We start from the raw sequence: 17,943 nt of genomic DNA on the forward strand, positions 1-17,943 counted from the left end.
CCTGCGGCAGCTCCTGCATGGGATTGGCGTTCATCCTGTAGGAGCTGCCGCAGGCTGCGATCTTTCAGCGGCTCAGATACATCCGTGTCGTCAGCAGATACACCGGCAACCCTGACACCACGATCAACAACGCCGCATAAGGCGCCGCCGCCGCGAACTCGACATTCGCCGTATGCGCCCAAACCTCGGTCGCCAAGGTGTTGAGCCCGGTCGGACTCAGCAACAGCGTCGCCGTCAGCTCCTTCATCGCATCCAGAAACACCAGGGCAAACGCCGCACCCAAGGCCGGAAAGATGATCGGCAGGGTTACCCGGCAAAACGCCGTGAACGATGACGCGCCCAGCGTACGCGCGGCTTCTTCCAGTTGCGGCGCCGCCTTGTTCAGTGCCGTGCGAATCGGCGCCTGCGCCAGTGGCAAAAACAGCAACGCGTAGGCAATCAGCAGCAATGCCGAAGTCTGGTACAGCGCCGGCACGTAATGCAGGGCGAAATACACCAGCGTCAACGCAATCACCAGCCCCGGCAGCGCGTGCAACAGATACGGCAGACGCTCGGCCCAGATCGCCAGTTGGCCCTTGTAACGGACCACCAGCAACCCGACCGGCACCGCCAGCAGCAGGCACAACGCCGCGCCGCCCAGTGACAAGGCCAGCGACGACAGCAGGGCTTCAGTGATCGCGGCGACCGGGAACGCTGCTGACGAACCGACCGCCAGCCAATACGCGAGCATGCCCAGCGGAATCCCGCTGCCGATGATCGCCAGCAGCAGGCAATACAACTGGCCGACCACGGCCCATGGCCCGAGACGGACTTGTTCGGCCTGGCGCGCCGCGCCCTGACCGGTACGCACATGCCGACCCTTGCCGCGTGCGCGCAGCTCCAGCCACAGCAGGGCCAGACACAGCGCGAGCAATACCGCCGAAAGCATTGCCGCGTTGGCGTTGCTGAACTCCAGTTCGAATTGCTGATAGATCGCTGTGGTGAAGGTTTGCAGGCCGATGATCGACAGCGCGCCGAATTCCACCAGCATGTGCAGGGCAATCAGCAGCGAGCCGGCCAGCAGGGACGGCCAGAGCAGCGGCAGGGTGACGCGGAAAAACACGCCCCAGCGGTTCTGCCCCAAGGTGCGGGCGGACTCTTCGAGGGAGGGGTCGAGGTTGCGCAGGGTCGCTGCGACCGGCAGAAAGATCAGCGGGTATTTCGACAGGCTCATCACCAGAATCGCTCCGCCGAGGCCTTCGAACTGTGCACTCAACGATACCCAGGTGAAGCTGCTGACAAACGCCGGCACGGCGAACGGCAGGCACAGAATCACGCCCCACAGGCGCCGCCCCGGCAGATTGCTGCGCTCCAGCAGCCAGGCCAGCGACAGGCCGATCACGCCGCAGGTGAGCGTCACGCCCACCATCAGCGCCAATGTGTTGCGCAACAAGCCGAACACATATGGGCGCCACAGCAAATGCAGTGCTTCGGCCCAGCCGGCCTGCCAGGCTTTCAGGCCGACGTAGGCCAGCGGCAACAGGCTCAGCAGCACCAGCAGCAATACCGGTAGCACCAGCCAGACCGACGGCCGCTTGCGCCGTGGCACGTAACCCCCGCGCGCGGCGGGGGCGGATAACGATGCGGCCATCAGTTCAGGCCAACTTCACGTTCCAGTTCCAGGGCTTCTTCGGCGTTGCCCAGGTCGGCCGGGGTGACATTCGGCGCTTGCAGCTCGCTGAATGGCTTGAGACCGCGATCTGACTCCATGCCTTTGTGCAGCGGGTATTCGGCGGTGGTCTGGGTGATCACGCGCTGACCTTCTTCGCTGGCCATGTAGGCAAGGAACTGCTGGGCTTCTTTCGGGTGTTTGCTGGACTTCAGTACTGCAGCGCTGGACACGGTGATCAGCCCGCCGACGTCGCCGTCGGTGAAATAGTGCAGTTTCGAGTCGAGTTGGCCTTTCTCGCGTTGCAGGGCGAACCAGTAGTAGTTGTTCACCAGGACAGTGGCGACTTCACCGTTTTCCACGGCTTTGAGCGCGACCATGTTGTTGCTGTAGGTCTTGCCGAAGGCGCGCAGGCCGGTCAGCCATTCTTCGGCGGCGTCGCGTCCGTGCACCTTGATGATGGCCACGGCCTGTTCCTGAAAGGCGCCGCTGGTTGGCACGAAGCCGACCTTGCCTTGCCATTTCGGGTCGGAGAAGCCGAGTACCGATTTCGGCAGATCCTTTTCATCGATCAGCTTCGGGTTGTAGGCAACCACGCGAACTCGCGCGGTGACGCCGATCCAGGTGCCGTTGCCGGCGACATACTCTTTCGGCAATACGGCCAGCGTGGCGTCATCGGTCTTGGCCAGCAGGCCTTGTTCGCCAAGATTGTTCAGCGGCGGGGATTCTTCGGTGTAGATCACATCGGCGGGGGAGCGGTCGCCTTCTTCGATGACCTGGCTTGCAAGTTGGTTGCTGCTGCCCTTGCGCACATTGACGTGAATGCCGGTCTTGGCCTCGAAGGCTTTGGCGATCGCATCGCCGACTTCCTTGTGTTGACCGTTGTAGAGCGTCAGGGAAACCGCGTCGGCTGCCTGGGTGAGGGGAGTGGCGAGTGCCAGGCCGAGCAGGGTGAAGGTCAAGCCTCGGCGCAGGGTATTTCGAAACGTCATTCGCAGGGTTCCTCACTGTCGCATTGCAAAAACTTGCAACAATGATAAACGATATTGTTTCTCAAGTGCGCCTTGCAGGACGCCGCCTGCTCTGATACGACGGATTGCGCTGCCCTTGTAGGAGCTGCCGAAGGCTGCGATCTTTTGATTTGGCTTTTTTAAGAAGCAAAAGATCGCAGCCTTCGGCAGCTCCTACAGGGGAGTGTTTGGTTTTCAAATGCCAGAAACGCAAAAACCCGCTTTCGCGGGTTTTTGGGAAACTCAAGGTCATCACCTTGAATTTGAATTGGTGCCCAGAAGAAGACTCGAACTTCCACGACCGTAAGGTCACCAGCACCTGAAGCTGGCGTGTCTACCAATTTCACCATCTGGGCATTCATCGCGAGCGTTACCGCTGTTGATGTGGCGCACTATACGGAGCGCTTTTTGATCTGTAAACCCCTGATTTAATTTTAATTAATCGGTTTTAACAAATCCGTTCCTTAGAATGCAAAAAACCCGCTTTCGCGGGTTTTTGTGTGAGTCTTGAAACTGATCTAGTCTCAAACTCGAAATTGGTGCCCAGGAGAAGACTCGAACTTCCACGACCGTAAGGTCACCAGCACCTGAAGCTGGCGTGTCTACCAATTTCACCACCTGGGCATCTCGTCAACGTATGTACGTCGTCGATGGCGCGCACTATACGGAGCGCCTTTTTAACTGTAAACCCCTGCCAGCAAAAAAAATGATTTTTTTTACCGACGGTGTTCAAAAGGGCTTTCAGGCGTCGATACAAGGCTTTAGAAGAGTCTTATAGAGTGGGAAATTTCCCGTTTGATGGCGCCTATGCCAAACTAACCCGCATATAGACAAGGTGAAAACTCTCTAATGGCCGATTGGCAGTCCCTCGATCCCGAGGCCGCTCGTGAAGCGGAAAAATATGATAACCCTATTCCCAGCCGCGAACTGATCCTTCAGCACCTTGCTGATCGGGGTTCGCCCGCTGCCCGCGAGCAACTGGTCGAAGAGTTTGGTCTGACCACAGAAGACCAGATCGAAGCCCTGCGCCGCCGCCTGCGCGCCATGGAGCGCGACGCTCAATTGATCTATACCCGCCGTGGCACCTATGCGCCGGTGGACAAGCTCGACCTGATCCTCGGCCGCATCAGCGGTCACCGTGACGGTTTCGGCTTCCTGGTGCCGGACGATGGCAGCGATGACCTGTTCATGAGTCCGGCGCAAATGCGTCTGGTGTTCGACGGTGACCGTGCCTTGGCCCGCGTTTCCGGTCTCGACCGTCGCGGTCGCCGCGAAGGCGTGATCGTTGAAGTGGTGTCCCGTGCCCACGAGAGCATTGTCGGTCGCTACTTCGAGGAAGGCGGTATCGGTTTCGTCGTGGCCGACAACCCGAAGATCCAGCAGGAAGTGCTGGTCACTCCGGGTCGCAACGCCAACGCCCAGATCGGTCAGTTCGTCGAGGTGAAAATCACCCACTGGCCGACCCCGCGCTTCCAGCCGCAAGGCGATGTGATCGAAGTCGTCGGCAACTACATGGCGCCGGGCATGGAGATCGACGTTGCTCTGCGCACCTACGATATCCCGCACGTCTGGCCTGAGGCGGTGCTCAAAGAAGCCGCCAAGCTCAAGCCTGAAGTCGAAGAGAAAGACAAAGAGAAACGCATCGACCTGCGCCATCTGCCGTTCGTCACCATCGACGGCGAAGACGCTCGCGACTTCGACGATGCGGTTTATTGCGAAGCCAAACCGGGCAAGCTGCGCCTGTTCTCCGGCGGCTGGAAGTTGTACGTGGCGATTGCCGACGTCTCCAGCTATGTGAAAATCGGTTCGGCGCTGGACAACGAAGCCCAGGTGCGCGGCAACTCGGTGTACTTCCCTGAGCGCGTGGTGCCGATGCTGCCTGAGCAGCTGTCCAACGGCCTGTGCTCGCTGAACCCGCACGTTGATCGTCTGGCCATGGTTTGCGAGATGACCATCTCCAAGACCGGCGAAATGACCGACTACTGCTTCTATGAGGCGGTGATTCACTCCCACGCGCGTCTGACCTACAACAAGGTCAGCGCGATGCTGGAAACCCCGAAAGCCACTGAAGCCCGTAAGCTTCGCGGCGAATACACCGACGTGGTGCCGCACCTCAAGCAGCTTTATGCACTGTACAAAGTGTTGCTGGCGGCCCGTCACGTGCGTGGCGCGATCGATTTCGAAACTCAGGAAACCCGGATCATCTTCGGTTCCGAGCGCAAGATTGCCGAAATCCGCCCGACCACCCGTAATGATGCGCACAAGCTGATCGAGGAATGCATGCTGGCGGCCAACGTGGCCACTGCCGAATTCCTCAAGAAGCACGAGATCCCTGCGCTGTACCGCGTCCACGACGGCCCGCCACCGGAGCGTCTGGAAAAACTGCGCGCTTTCCTTGGCGAGCTCGGCCTGTCCCTGCACAAAGGCAAGGATGGCCCGTCGCCGAAGGACTATCAGGCCCTGTTGGCGAGCATCAAGGACCGTCCGGACTTCCACTTGATCCAGACCGTGATGCTGCGCTCCCTGAGCCAGGCGGTGTACAGCGCCCAGAACGAAGGCCACTTCGGCCTGAACTACGAAGCCTATACCCACTTCACCTCGCCGATCCGTCGTTACCCGGACCTGCTCACGCACCGCGCCATCCGCAGCGTGATCCATTCGAAACAGGACACCCCGCACGTTCGTCGTGCCGGTGCGATGACCATTCCGAAGGCGCGCATCTATCCGTACGACGAGGCGGCGCTGGAGCAACTCGGCGAGCAGTGCTCGATGAGCGAACGCCGCGCCGACGAAGCGACCCGCGACGTGGTGAACTGGCTCAAGTGCGAGTTCATGAAGGACCGCGTGGGCGAATCGTTCCCGGGCGTGATCACCGCCGTGACCGGTTTTGGTCTGTTCGTCGAGCTGACCGATATTTACGTCGAAGGTCTGGTACACGTCACCGCGCTGCCGGGCGACTACTACCACTTCGATCCTGTGCATCACCGCCTGGCGGGCGAGCGCACCGGTCGCAGCTTCCGTCTCGGCGATACCGTTGAAGTGCGGGTCATGCGCGTCGACCTCGACGAACGCAAGATCGACTTCGAGATGGCGGAAAAAACCATCAGCGCACCAATCGGCCGCAAGAAACGTGGCGCCGAAACCGCAGCGCCTACGGCCAAGGCCGTGGAAGACAAGGCCCCGGCAAAAACCGCCAGCCGTCGTCCCGCCAAGGAAAAAGCGGTCGAGGCCTATCGCCCGAGCGATGCCGTGGCGAAAAACGCCGAGCTGCGCAAAAGCCGTGAATTGAAGAAGGCCTTGCTGGCCGAAGCCAAAAGCGGTGGTAAAGCGGCGTCTGGGGGAAAGACCGGACGGTCGGCGCCTGACAAGGCGACCGGCGGCAAGCCAGCCAAACCGAGCAAACACCGTAAAGGCCCGCCGAAAGCGGGTTCTGCTCCAGCCAAAAGTGGCGGGGCACGTAAACCGAAGGCGAAGTCATGAGTCAGTTGGAAAAAATCTACGGCGTTCACGCGGTAGAAGCGTTGCTGCGTCACCACCCTAAACGCGTCAAGCAGATCTGGCTGGCCGAAAGCCGCAACGATCCGCGCGTGCAGACCCTGATCGAACTGGCCAACGAAAATCGTGTGCAGGTCGGTCAGGCCGAGCGCCGCGAAATGGATGCCTGGGTTGAAGGTGTGCACCAGGGTGTGGTCGCCGACGTCAGTCCGAGCCAGGTCTGGGGTGAGGCGATGCTCGACGAGTTGCTCGATCGCACCGAAGGCGCGCCGCTATTGCTGGTGCTGGACGGTGTGACTGACCCGCACAACCTCGGCGCCTGCCTGCGCTCGGCGGATGCTGCCGGCGCGCTGGCAGTGATTGTGCCCAAGGACAAGTCGGCGACCCTGACGCCGGTGGTGCGTAAAGTGGCGTGCGGCGCGGCAGAAGTGATTCCGTTGGTGGCGGTGACTAACCTGGCGCGGACTCTGGAAAAGCTCCAGCAGCGCGGTCTGTGGGTTGTCGGTACGGCGGGTGAGGCCGAGGTCAGCATTTATGACCAGGACCTGACCGGCCCGACCATCCTGATCATGGGCGCCGAAGGCAAAGGCATGCGTCGCCTGACTCGCGAGCATTGCGACTATCTGGTGAACCTGCCGATGGCCGGTAGCGTCAGCAGCCTCAACGTGTCCGTGGCGACTGGCGTGTGCCTGTTCGAAGCGCAGCGTCAGCGCGGCGCCAAGGCCAAGGCTGCAGTCAAGAAGTAAACCTCTCTGTGTGGCTTGTAGGAGCTGCCGAGTAAAACGAGGCTGCGATCTTTTGATCTTGTTTTGAAAAATCAAAGTCAAAAGATCGCAGCCTTCGGCAGCTCCTACAGGTGTCTCCCGGTGATTGTTCAAATAATCACCAATTGCCTTGCACCTCTGCAGTCCCTTCTCTACAATTGCGCCCCTTGCTGTGACGGCAGGCACGCATGTGCCCCGCGCCAGCAAGTCCATAAGTGTCATTCACTCCTTGTCTGACCGTTTTTGAGCGGCAGGCTACAACCCGTAAGGAGCATTCATGCGTCATTACGAAATCATCTTTCTGGTCCACCCTGACCAGAGCGAGCAAGTCGGCGGCATGGTTGAGCGTTACACCAAGCTGATCGAAGAAGACGGCGGCAAAATCCACCGTCTGGAAGACTGGGGCCGTCGTCAACTGGCCTACGCAATCAACAATGTTCACAAGGCTCACTACGTGATGCTGAACGTTGAGTGCACTGGCAAGGCCCTGGCCGAGCTGGAAGACAACTTCCGCTACAACGATGCAGTGATCCGTAACCTGGTCATCCGTCGCGACGAAGCCGTTACCGGCCAGTCCGAGATGCTCAAGGCTGAAGAAAACCGCAGTGAGCGCCGTGAGCGTCGCGACCGTCCTGAGCACTCCGACGCTGATGGCGTTGAGGGTGATGACAGCGACAACAGCGATAACGCTGACGAGTAATCCACGGACCTTTTAAGGAGCCTATCAAATGGCACGTTTCTTCCGTCGTCGTAAATTCTGCCGCTTCACCGCTGAAGACGTGAAAGAGATCGATTACAAAGATCTCAACACTCTGAAAGCCTACGTATCCGAGACCGGCAAAATCGTTCCAAGCCGCATCACCGGTACCAAAGCTCGTTATCAGCGTCAGCTGGCCACCGCTATCAAGCGCGCCCGCTTCCTGGCCCTGCTGGCCTACACCGACAGCCACGGCCGCTGAGACCGGGCAGTCGACAAGTAGCAAAGGATTGAATGCATGCGTGCCTTAGCTGAGTTCATCATGCGAGGCCGTATGCAGGCCACTCTCGTGGTGGCCGGATGTGCAACATTGCCGTTGTTGTATTGGTTGGGTGCTGCCGCCGGGAGCCTGGTGCTTCTGCGGCGCGGACTGACGGACGCCCTGGGTGTTCTGTCTCTGGGGCTGCTGCCAGCGTTGATCTGGTGGCTGTATGCCGATGACCCACGGGCACTTCTGGTGCTGCTGGGGTCTTCGGGGCTTGCGTTGGTTTTGCGCGCAAGCGAGTCCTGGGTTCGCACGCTGCTGGTCAGCGTAGTGATTGGAGTGGTGTTTTCAGTGGTGCTCGGGGCGGCGTTTGCGGCCCAGATCGAGATGCTCGCGCAGGCCTTGATAAAGGTCATGCCGGCGCTTCTTGGTGATACCTACAAGCAATTGTCGGTCGATGAGCAAGCGCGGTTCGCGTCCCTGATTGCACCAGTCCTGACCGGACTGATTGCGGCATTGTTGCAGATCGTCAGCGTGCTGAGCCTGATTGTCGGGCGGCATTGGCAGGCGTTGTTGTACAACCCGGGTGGTTTTGGTCGCGAGTTTCGCGCCATCCGGATCCCGCTGGGGCCGGCGATGTTGCTGCTGGCGTTGATGCTTCTGGGCCCGAATCTCGGTGCACAGATGGCCATGTTGACGCCGTTGTGCAGCGTACCGCTGGTGTTCGCCGGACTGGCCCTGATTCACGGGCTGGTCGGGCAGAAGCGACTGGCCGGTTTCTGGCTGGTGGGGTTGTACGTCACGCTGCTGCTGTTCATGCAGCTGATCTATCCGTTGCTCGTGGTTCTGGCCATTGTCGACAGCCTGATTGATTTTCGCGGTCGTCACGTGTCGAAAGACACCGATAACGCGAACGGTGAAGGTTAAAAGTTAAGAGGATTTCCACATGCAACTGATCCTTCTGGAAAAAATCGCCAACCTGGGCAACCTGGGCGACAAAGTAAACGTTAAGGCCGGTTACGGCCGTAACTACCTGCTGCCTTTCGGCAAAGCTACCGCTGCGACCGCTGCCAACCTGGCTGCGTTCGAAGAGCGTCGCGCTGAGCTGGAAAAAGCCGCCGCAGACCGTAAAGCATCGGCTGAAAGCCGTGCTGCCCAACTGGCCGAGCTGGAAGTGACCATCACTGCCACCGCTGGCGACGAAGGCAAGCTGTTCGGTTCGATCGGTACTCACGACATCGCTGATGCACTGACCGCTTCCGGCGTTGAAGTGCAGAAGAGCGAAGTTCGTCTGCCGAACGGCACCATCCGCAACGTGGGTGAATTCGACGTGGCTGTGCACCTGCACGCCGAAGTTGAAGCCACCGTACGCGTTGTCGTGGTAGCAGCTTAAGCAACACTTGTCGGCTGGCACCCTCGGGTGCTTGCCGGTAACATCGGGCACGATCCTGTTTACAGGTCGTGCCCTTTGTCTTTCTGGTACTCCCGTTTTCAAACCTGACTCCAAGTGGCCATGAACGAAATCTCCGCTCCCGAGCAATACGACCTGCAAACCGCCGCGCTGAAAGTGCCGCCGCATTCCATCGAGGCCGAACAGGCCGTACTCGGTGGTCTGATGCTGGACAACAACGCCTGGGAACGCGTGCTCGATCAAGTCTCCGACGGCGATTTCTACCGGCATGACCACCGTTTGATCTTCCGTGCGATCGCCAAACTGGCCGATCAGAACATGCCGATCGACGTCGTGACCCTTGCCGAGCAATTGGACAAGGAAGGTCAGACGTCCCAGGTCGGCGGCCTCGGTTACCTGGGCGAACTGGCGAAAAACACGCCATCGGTCGCCAACATCAAGGCCTATGCGCAGATCGTTCGCCAGCGTGCGACGTTGCGCCAGTTGATCGGCATCAGCACCGAAATCGCCGACGCCGCCTTCAACCCTGAAGGCCGCACCGCCGAAGAGATCCTCGATGAAGCCGAACGGCAGATCTTCCAGATCGCCGAAGCGCGGCCCAAAACCGGCGGCCCTGTAGGGGTCAACGAACTGTTGACCAAGGCCATCGATCGCATCGACACCCTGTTCAACACCGCCGACGCAATCACCGGCCTGTCCACCGGCTACACTGACCTCGACGAGAAAACCAGCGGCCTGCAGCCGTCCGACCTGATCATCGTCGCCGGTCGTCCGTCGATGGGTAAGACCACCTTCGCGATGAACCTGGTGGAAAACGCCGTACTGCGCAGCGACAAGGCGGTGCTGGTGTACTCCCTCGAGATGCCAGGCGAATCGCTGATCATGCGTATGCTCTCGTCCCTGGGCCGTATCGACCAGACCAAGGTGCGTTCCGGCCAACTGGAGGACGACGACTGGCCGCGCCTGACCTCGGCGGTCAACCTGCTCAACGACCGCAAGTTGTTCATCGATGACACCGCCGGTATCAGCCCGTCGGAAATGCGCGCGCGGACCCGGCGACTGGTGCGCGAGCACGGCGATGTCGGCCTGATCATGATCGACTACCTGCAGTTGATGCAGATCCCGGGCTCCAGCGGTGACAACCGGACCAACGAGATTTCCGAGATCTCGCGATCCCTCAAAGCCCTGGCCAAGGAATTCAACTGCCCGGTGGTGGCGCTGTCGCAGCTCAACCGTTCCCTGGAGCAACGTCCCAACAAGCGCCCGGTGAACTCCGACTTGCGGGAATCCGGAGCGATCGAGCAGGACGCCGACGTCATCATGTTCGTGTACCGGGACGAGGTGTATCACCCGGAAACCGAGCACAAGGGCATTGCCGAAATCATCATCGGCAAGCAGCGGAACGGCCCGATCGGCTTTATCCGCTTGGCGTTTATCGGTAAATACACGCGATTCGAAAACCTGGCACCGGGCAGTTACAACTTCGACGACGACGAGTAATTCGAACTCAGCGAAGCACCTTGTGTGCTTGTAAGATGCATGGCATTACGCCACAGCATCTTCCTGCCCACGGAGTCAGGCAATTGACAGGTGTCTCAGCCGCGTATGCCTTGTGCCCTGGCGGCTTCCACCGTTAGTCGGGAATCCTCCCATACCTGTCAACTTTGACAGTAGGCGGGTTTTTTGGTGTGCGTTTAAATGGCTCCTCCTCAACAGCAAGGAGCTTGCACCATGACTATTTCGGATACTCAATCGGCGTCGGATAGAAAGCAGTATGCCTTGAACATATGTACTGTCGAACCGGGAAAATCACCGGTAGATCACGTAGGTGGTGTAGGTGGGAGGCCATTTTCTTATGAGGAATTCAAAAACCGGACGGTCGGAGTGAGGGTAAGTACCTTGTCCTCGGTTGGTGAAACTGTCACGGTGACTCTTTTGGGTCCTGGCAAGACGGTGCTTGAGAAGGTCAGTGTTGATGTTGGGCCCAACGAGGCTGTATACCTGATGTTCGGCCACAAATACACGCCCTCTCAGTTTCCTCGATCGACCTTTGAAGGATGGGCTGCCGATGGAGGCGATCCATACGATCAGCGCGGATCGATAGTCTACTTTAATTAAAGAAATCGCCTAACGGACCCTGTCCTGGTGACAGGGATCCTTTAGGTCAAGGAATGCAACTCTCCGGTGATTCATCTTTTCTTGTTCAATCCCTCCCCATAGATACCGCTGAACCCGACTTGCGGGAATCCGGAGCGATCGAGCAGGACGCCGACGTCATCATGTTCGTGTACCGGGCGAGGTGTATCACCCGGAGACCGAGCACAAGGGCATTGCCGAAATCATCATCGGCAAGCAGCGGAACGGCCCGATCGGCTTTATCCGCCTGGCGTTTATCGGTAAATACACCCGCTTCGAAAACCTGGCGCCGGGCAGTTACAACTTCGACGACGAATAACGCGGAGCCCTGTGGTGAGGGGGCTTTTGTGGTGAGGGGGCTTGCCCCCGTTGGGCAGCGAAGCGGCCCCAATGCTCATTCTGCTAAACCGCATCTTCAGTATTTACGACTGCTTCGCAGCCGCGCGGGACGGTGCGCCGATTCGACAAGCCCCCTCGCCACAGTAGGGCGCAGCCAATTTCCGACCACAGTCGTCGGAATTGGTCAAAATTTGTGCTATATTCCGCGCCCGCGAAATTCAATGAAAGCCAACACCGGTTATCGACATGCAAGCAGCCAAGCCGTTATTTGACTATCCAAAATACTGGGCCGAATGTTTCGGGCCAGCGCCATTCCTGCCGATGAGCAGGGAGGAGATGGATCAGCTCGGCTGGGATTCCTGCGACATCATCATCGTCACCGGTGATGCCTACGTCGATCACCCGTCGTTCGGCATGGCGATCATCGGCCGGCTGCTGGAGTCCCAGGGCTTCCGCGTCGGGATCATTGCCCAGCCGAACTGGCAGTCCAAAGACGACTTCATGAAGCTCGGCGAGCCGAACCTGTTCTTCGGCGTCGCGGCCGGCAACATGGACTCGATGATCAACCGCTACACCGCGGACAAGAAAATCCGTTCCGACGACGCCTACACCCCGGGTGGCATGGCCGGCAAACGTCCGGATCGCGCGAGCCTGGTCTACAGCCAGCGCTGCAAGGAAGCCTACAAGCACGTGCCGATCGTACTCGGCGGCATCGAAGCCTCGCTGCGTCGCATCGCTCACTACGACTACTGGCAGGATCGCGTGCGCAACTCGATCCTGATCGACGCCAGCGCTGACATTCTGCTGTACGGCAACGCCGAGCGCGCCATTGTCGAAGTGGCCCAGCGTCTGTCTTACGGTCACAAGATCGAAGACATCACCGACGTGCGCGGCACCGCGTTCATCCGCCGTGACACGCCGCAAGGCTGGTACGAAGTCGACTCCACGCGTATCGATCGTCCGGGCAAGATCGACAAGATCATCAACCCGTACGTGAACACCCAGGACACCCAGGCCTGCGCCATCGAGCAAGAAAAGGGCCCGGTGGATGATCCCGAGGAAGCCAAGGTCGTACAGATCCTGGCCAGCCCGCGCATGACCCGCGACAAGACCGTGATCCGTCTGCCGTCCATGGAAAAGGTGCGTAACGACCCGGTCTTGTACGCCCACGCCAACCGCGTGCTGCACCTGGAAACCAACCCGGGCAACGCCCGTGCGCTGGTGCAGAAGCATGGCGAGATCGACGTCTGGTTCAACCCGCCGCCGATTCCGATGACCACTGAAGAAATGGACTACGTGTTCGGCATGCCTTACGCACGGGTTCCGCACCCGGCCTACGGCAAGGAGAAGATCCCGGCCTACGACATGATCCGTTTCTCGGTGAACATCATGCGTGGCTGCTTCGGCGGCTGCACCTTCTGCTCGATCACTGAGCACGAAGGCCGGATCATCCAGAACCGTTCCGAAGAGTCGATCATTCGCGAAATCGAAGAGATCCGCGACAAGGTTCCAGGCTTCACCGGCGTCATTTCCGACCTCGGTGGCCCGACCGCGAACATGTACCGCATCGCCTGCAAGAGCCCGGAAATCGAATCCGCGTGCCGCAAGCCGTCCTGCGTGTTCCCGGGCATCTGCCCGAACCTGAACACCGACCATTCGTCGCTGATTCAGCTGTACCGCAGCGCCCGTGCCTTGCCGGGTGTGAAGAAGATCCTGATCGCCTCCGGCCTGCGTTATGACCTTGCGGTCGAGTCGCCGGAGTACGTCAAAGAGCTGGTGACCCACCACGTCGGCGGGTACCTGAAGATCGCCCCGGAACACACCGAGGAAGGTCCGCTCAACCAGATGATGAAACCGGGTATCGGTACTTACGACCGCTTCAAGCGCATGTTCGAGAAGTACACCAAGGAAGCCGGCAAAGAGCAGTATCTGATTCCGTACTTCATCGCCGCGCACCCGGGCACCACCGATGAAGACATGATGAACCTGGCGCTGTGGCTCAAAGGCAACGGGTTCCGTGCCGACCAGGTGCAGGCGTTCTACCCGTCGCCGATGGCCACCGCCACCGCGATGTACCACTCGGGCAAGAACCCGCTGCGCAAGGTCACCTACAAGAGCGACGGTGTGACCATCGTCAAGAGCGAGGAGCAGCGTCGTCTGCACAAGGCGTTCCTGCGTTATCACGACCCGAAAGGCTGGCCGATGCTGCGTGAAGCGCTGATCCGCATGGGCCGCGCCGACCTGATCGGGCCGGGCAAGAACCAGTTGATCCCGCTGCACCAGCCGGCCACCGACAGCTACCAGAGCGCCCGTCGCAAGAATTCGACGCCAGCCGGCAGCCACAAGGTCGCGAAAGAGGGCAAAGAGAAGACCACCAAGATTCTCACCCAGCACAACGGCTTGCCACCGCGTGCCAGTGACGGTGGCAACCCATGGGACAAGCGTGAACAGGCCAAGGCGGCGGCATTTGCCCGCAACCAGCAGGCGGCCAAGGAGCGCAAGGAAGCCGCGAAAGGCAAAGGGCCGAAGCCGGCTCGCAAGCCAGTGGTACCGCGCTAAGTCGCTTTTTGGTTCAACAGAACGCCAACCTTCGGGTTGGCGTTTTTTTTGGGGTCAAAAAGATCGCAGCCTTCGGCAGCTCCTACATTAGGTCGTGCGTTTCCCAGTAGGCGCTGCCGAAGGCTCGATCTTTTGATCTTCGCCACATTTAGGCGCAACTTCCTCAATCCATTTCCCCGCATCGCCCGATTTTGGTGCTGTACTGCCCTGAGCATTCCGGGAAAGCGCCCAAGCCCCTGCATGGCATAAGTTTTGCGCGCTTTCGAATACGCTTAGGCTCGCAGGAGGCACGCCGTGTCGATTCATGTCGCATTGCATCACGTCACGCATTACCGCTACGACCGCGCTGTCGAACTCGGCCCGCAGATCGTTCGCCTGCGCCCGGCTGCCCACAGCCGCACGCGGATACTGTCGTATGCGCTGAAAGTCTCGCCCGAGCAGCATTTCATCAACTGGCAGCAGGATCCCCAGGGCAACTACCTTGCGCGTCTGGTATTTCCCGAGAAAACCGATGAGTTGCGCATCGAAGTCGATCTGGTGGCCGAGATGGCCGTGTTCAATCCGTTCGACTTCTTCCTCGAGCCCTACGCCGAGAAAATCCCCTTCGCCTACGCCGCCGATGAGCGCAAGGAGCTGGCGCCGTACCTCGAAACCTTGCCGCTGACCCCGGCCTTCAAAGCCTATCTGGACAGCATCGATCGCACCCCGCTGCCCGCGGTGGATTTCCTGGTGATGCTCAATCAGCGTCTCAGCGAAGACATCCGCTACCTGATCCGCATGGAGCCGGGCGTGCAAACCCCGGAACACACCCTCGAACACGCTTGCGGCTCCTGCCGCGACTCGGCGTGGCTGCTGGTGCAGTTGTTGCGCAACCTCGGGCTGGCCGCGCGGTTTGTCTCCGGCTACCTGATTCAACTTACCGCCGACGTGAAAAGCCTCGACGGCCCGTCCGGCACCGAAGTCGATTTCACCGACCTGCACGCCTGGTGCGAGGTGTACTTGCCCGGTGCTGGCTGGATCGGCCTCGACGCCACTTCCGGATTGTTCGCCGGTGAAGGGCATATCCCGTTGGCCTGTAGTCCCGATCCATCCTCGGCGGCGCCGATCAGTGGCTTGGTGGAACCGTGCGAATGCCAGTTCAGCCACGAGATGTCGGTGGAGCGGATCTGGGAAGCACCACGGGTCACCAAGCCCTACACGGACGAGCAGTGGCTGGCGATTCAGGCGCTGGGCCGGCAGATCGACGCCGATCTGCTGGAAGGCGATGTGCGACTGACCATGGGCGGCGAGCCGACCTTCGTTTCCATCGACGACCCCGACGGTGCTGAATGGAACACCGCTGCACTGGGCCCGGACAAGCGCCGGCTCTCCGCCGAGCTGTTCCAGCGCATGCGCAAACACTACGCGCCCAAAGGCCTGGTGCATTTCGGTCAGGGCAAGTGGTACCCGGGCGAGCAGTTACCGCGCTGGTCGCTGAACTGTTACTGGCGTCGTGACGGCGTGCCAATCTGGCACAACAACGCGCTGATTGCCGACGAACAGCAGGACTACGGCGCTGACGGTACGCTGGCCGGGCGCTTTCTGGCGAGTGTCGCCGAGCGTCTGAAATTGCCCGCGCGCTTCGTGTTTCCGGCCTACGAAGACAATTTCTATTACCTCTGGCGTGAGGGCGCGCTGCCGAGCAACGTCAGTGCCGAAGACTCACGACTGGAGGAGCCGCTGGAGCGCGCGCGTCTGCGCAAAGTCTTCAGTCAGGGCCTCGATAAGGTCATCGGCCAGGTGCTGCCGCTGGCGCGCACCGCCAAGGGTGATCAATGGCAGAGCGGGCGCTGGTATCTGCGCGACGAGCATTGCCGCTTGGTGCCGGGGGATTCGCCGCTGGGCTATCGCCTGCCGCTCGGTTCGCAGCCGTGGGTGAAGGCCGCCGAGTATCCGTTCATTCATCCCAACGATCCGAATCAGGACTTCCCACCGCTACCGGACGCGACGCAGCTCAATAGCCATGGCGAGCCTGTATCTGCCGACGAACGCTCGCCGAAAATCGACGAGTCCGCCGACTGGCTGACCCGCACCGCGTTTTGCGCCGAGGCGCGCGAGGGGCGGCTGTATCTGTTCATGCCGCCGCTGGAGCGGGTCGAGGATTATCTGGAACTGGTGGCGGCCATCGAAGCCACCGCCGAAGAGCTGCATTGCCCGGTGCTGCTGGAAGGTTATGAGCCGCCGAGTGATCCGCGCCTGAGTAACTTCCGCATTACCCCGGATCCGGGCGTGATCGAGGTCAACGTGCAGCCGTCCGCGACGTGGGACGAACTGGTCGAGCGCACCGAGTTTCTCTATGAAGAGGCACGGCAAACCCGCCTGACCACCGAAAAGTTCATGATCGACGGGCGCCACACCGGCACCGGTGGTGGCAACCATTTTGTCCTCGGTGGTGCGACCCCGGCGGATTCGCCGTTCCTGCGCCGCCCGGATCTGCTGCGCAGCCTGATCAGCTATTGGCACAACCACCCGTCGTTGTCTTACTTGTTTTCCGGTTTGTTCATCGGCCCGACCTCGCAGGCGCCACGGGTCGACGAGGCGCGCAACGACGCCTTGTACGAGTTGGAAATCGCCTTCGCGCAGATGCCGGAAGTGGGCGAAGAATGCCCGCCGTGGCTGGTGGATCGACTGCTGCGCAATCTGCTGATCGACGTCACTGGCAACACGCATCGCGCCGAATTCTGCATCGACAAACTGTATTCGCCGGACGGTGCCACCGGGCGCCTCGGTCTGCTGGAGCTACGCGCCTTTGAAATGCCGCCGCATGCGCGCATGAGTCTGGCCCAGCAATTGTTGCTGCGGGCACTGGTTGCACGGTTCTGGCGCGAGCCGTATGCGCCGCCGAAACTGGCGCGCTGGGGGACCGAGTTACACGACCGTTTTATGCTGCCGCACTTCATCGAGCAGGATTTCGCCGACGTCATCGTCGAACTCAACAACGCCGGTTATCCGTTGCGTGCCGAGTGGTTCGCCGCGCACCTGGAGTTCCGTTTCCCCAAGGTCGGCGATTACGCGGTCAATGGCATCGAACTGGAATTGCGCCAGGCGCTGGAGCCTTGGCATGTGTTGGGCGAGGAGGGCACGGCGGGCGGCACGGTGCGTTATGTCGATTCGTCGCTGGAGCGTTTGCAGATCAAACTCAGTGGGCTGCCGCCGCAGCGTTACCTGCTGACCTGCAACGGCATCCCGGTGCCGCTGCAACCGACCGGACGCATCGGCGAGTTCGTTGCCGGCGTGCGCTTTCGGGCCTGGCAACCGGCCAACTGCCTGCAACCGACCATCCCGGTGCACGCGCCGCTGGTGTTCGACCTGCTCGACACCTGGATGCAGCGCTCGCTGGGTGGTTGTCAGTACCACGTGGCGCACCCGGGCGGGCGCAACTACGAGACATTACCGGTCAATGCCAACGAAGCGGAGAGTCGGCGCATGGCGCGGTTTTTCCGCATCGGACATACGCCGGGGAAACTTCCGATACCGAACCTGACAATCTCCGACGAGCTGCCGATGACTCTCGATTTGCGACGTTTCTAGTTCGTACGCGCCATGCGGATTTTTCGTATATCCGCGTGTCATGTGCCTG

At 60.3% G+C, this 17,943-nt stretch carries 12 protein-coding genes, 2 tRNA genes and 1 pseudogene; 11 read left to right on the top strand and 4 right to left on the bottom strand.

The genetic code is table 11. From position 1 onward, the window contains the following. Positions 1–64: 64 nt before the first annotated feature. The 4 genes from KKQ10_RS12980 to KKQ10_RS12995 form a co-directional block, all read right to left on the bottom strand. Positions 65–1,630 (bottom strand): ABC transporter permease, encoded by a 1,566-nt coding sequence (locus KKQ10_RS12980; RefSeq protein ID WP_215501324.1) that lies wholly within the window; start codon positions 1,628–1,630, stop codon positions 65–67. Further along, a complete protein-coding gene (locus tag KKQ10_RS12985; protein ID WP_215501325.1) occupies positions 1,630–2,640 on the bottom strand; it encodes an extracellular solute-binding protein in 1,011 nt (336 codons plus the stop codon). Before KKQ10_RS12985 ends, KKQ10_RS12980 begins: the two co-directional genes overlap by 1 nt. A 287-nt stretch (positions 2,641–2,927) precedes the next feature. Beyond that, a tRNA-Leu gene (locus KKQ10_RS12990) sits at positions 2,928–3,014 on the bottom strand. 181 nt (positions 3,015–3,195) lie between these two features. Beyond that, positions 3,196–3,282: transfer RNA gene (locus KKQ10_RS12995), tRNA-Leu, on the bottom strand. Positions 3,283–3,507: 225 nt separating this feature from the next. Here KKQ10_RS12995 and rnr point away from each other — a divergent pair. The 11 genes and pseudogenes from rnr (at position 3,508) to KKQ10_RS13050 (ending at position 17,894) form a co-directional block, all read left to right on the top strand. After that, the gene (rnr, locus tag KKQ10_RS13000; RefSeq protein ID WP_215501326.1) at positions 3,508–6,138 is read left to right on the top strand and encodes a ribonuclease R; all 2,631 of its coding nucleotides are present in this window, start codon (positions 3,508–3,510) and stop codon (positions 6,136–6,138) included. Next, positions 6,135–6,899, top strand: a complete 765-nt coding sequence (gene rlmB / locus KKQ10_RS13005; protein WP_127649020.1) for a 23S rRNA (guanosine(2251)-2'-O)-methyltransferase RlmB — start codon at positions 6,135–6,137, stop codon at positions 6,897–6,899. The genes rnr and rlmB overlap by 4 nt, the downstream gene beginning before the upstream one ends. A 295-nt stretch (positions 6,900–7,194) precedes the next feature. Further along, on the top strand, positions 7,195–7,617 hold the full coding sequence (gene rpsF, locus KKQ10_RS13010; protein ID WP_003221133.1) for a 30S ribosomal protein S6: 423 nt from the start codon (positions 7,195–7,197) through the stop codon (positions 7,615–7,617). 28 nt (positions 7,618–7,645) lie between these two features. Continuing rightward, the gene (rpsR, locus tag KKQ10_RS13015; protein WP_002551829.1) at positions 7,646–7,876 is read left to right on the top strand and encodes a 30S ribosomal protein S18; all 231 of its coding nucleotides are present in this window, start codon (positions 7,646–7,648) and stop codon (positions 7,874–7,876) included. Between the two features lie 36 nt (positions 7,877–7,912). Next, the gene (locus tag KKQ10_RS13020; protein WP_064585714.1) at positions 7,913–8,806 is read left to right on the top strand and encodes a hypothetical protein; all 894 of its coding nucleotides are present in this window, start codon (positions 7,913–7,915) and stop codon (positions 8,804–8,806) included. A 19-nt stretch (positions 8,807–8,825) separates the two neighbouring features. Further along, positions 8,826–9,272: a 50S ribosomal protein L9 gene (gene rplI / locus KKQ10_RS13025; protein ID WP_003221136.1), complete on the top strand. Its 447-nt coding sequence runs from the start codon at positions 8,826–8,828 to the stop codon at positions 9,270–9,272. A gap of 120 nt (positions 9,273–9,392) precedes the next feature. Further along, entirely contained in the window at positions 9,393–10,790 is a 1,398-nt protein-coding gene (dnaB, locus tag KKQ10_RS13030; RefSeq protein ID WP_064585715.1) for a replicative DNA helicase, read from the top strand. 231 nt (positions 10,791–11,021) lie between these two features. Continuing rightward, positions 11,022–11,408 carry a hypothetical protein gene (locus KKQ10_RS13035; RefSeq protein ID WP_127649022.1) on the top strand — a complete coding sequence of 129 codons (387 nt, stop codon included), beginning with the start codon at positions 11,022–11,024 and terminating at the stop codon, positions 11,406–11,408. Positions 11,409–11,569: 161 nt separating this feature from the next. Then, a pseudogene (locus KKQ10_RS13040) lies at positions 11,570–11,745 on the top strand (DnaB-like helicase C-terminal domain-containing protein). A gap of 266 nt (positions 11,746–12,011) precedes the next feature. Further along, the gene (locus tag KKQ10_RS13045) at positions 12,012–14,324 is read left to right on the top strand and encodes a YgiQ family radical SAM protein (protein WP_127649023.1); all 2,313 of its coding nucleotides are present in this window, start codon (positions 12,012–12,014) and stop codon (positions 14,322–14,324) included. Between the two features lie 294 nt (positions 14,325–14,618). Further along, positions 14,619–17,894 (top strand): transglutaminase family protein, encoded by a 3,276-nt coding sequence (locus KKQ10_RS13050; RefSeq protein WP_215501327.1) that lies wholly within the window; start codon positions 14,619–14,621, stop codon positions 17,892–17,894. Positions 17,895–17,943 lie beyond the last annotated feature (49 nt).

The organism is Pseudomonas sp. MG-9 (genome assembly GCF_018729515.1).
In the GTDB taxonomy this organism is placed as follows: domain Bacteria; phylum Pseudomonadota; class Gammaproteobacteria; order Pseudomonadales; family Pseudomonadaceae; genus Aquipseudomonas; species Aquipseudomonas serboccidentalis.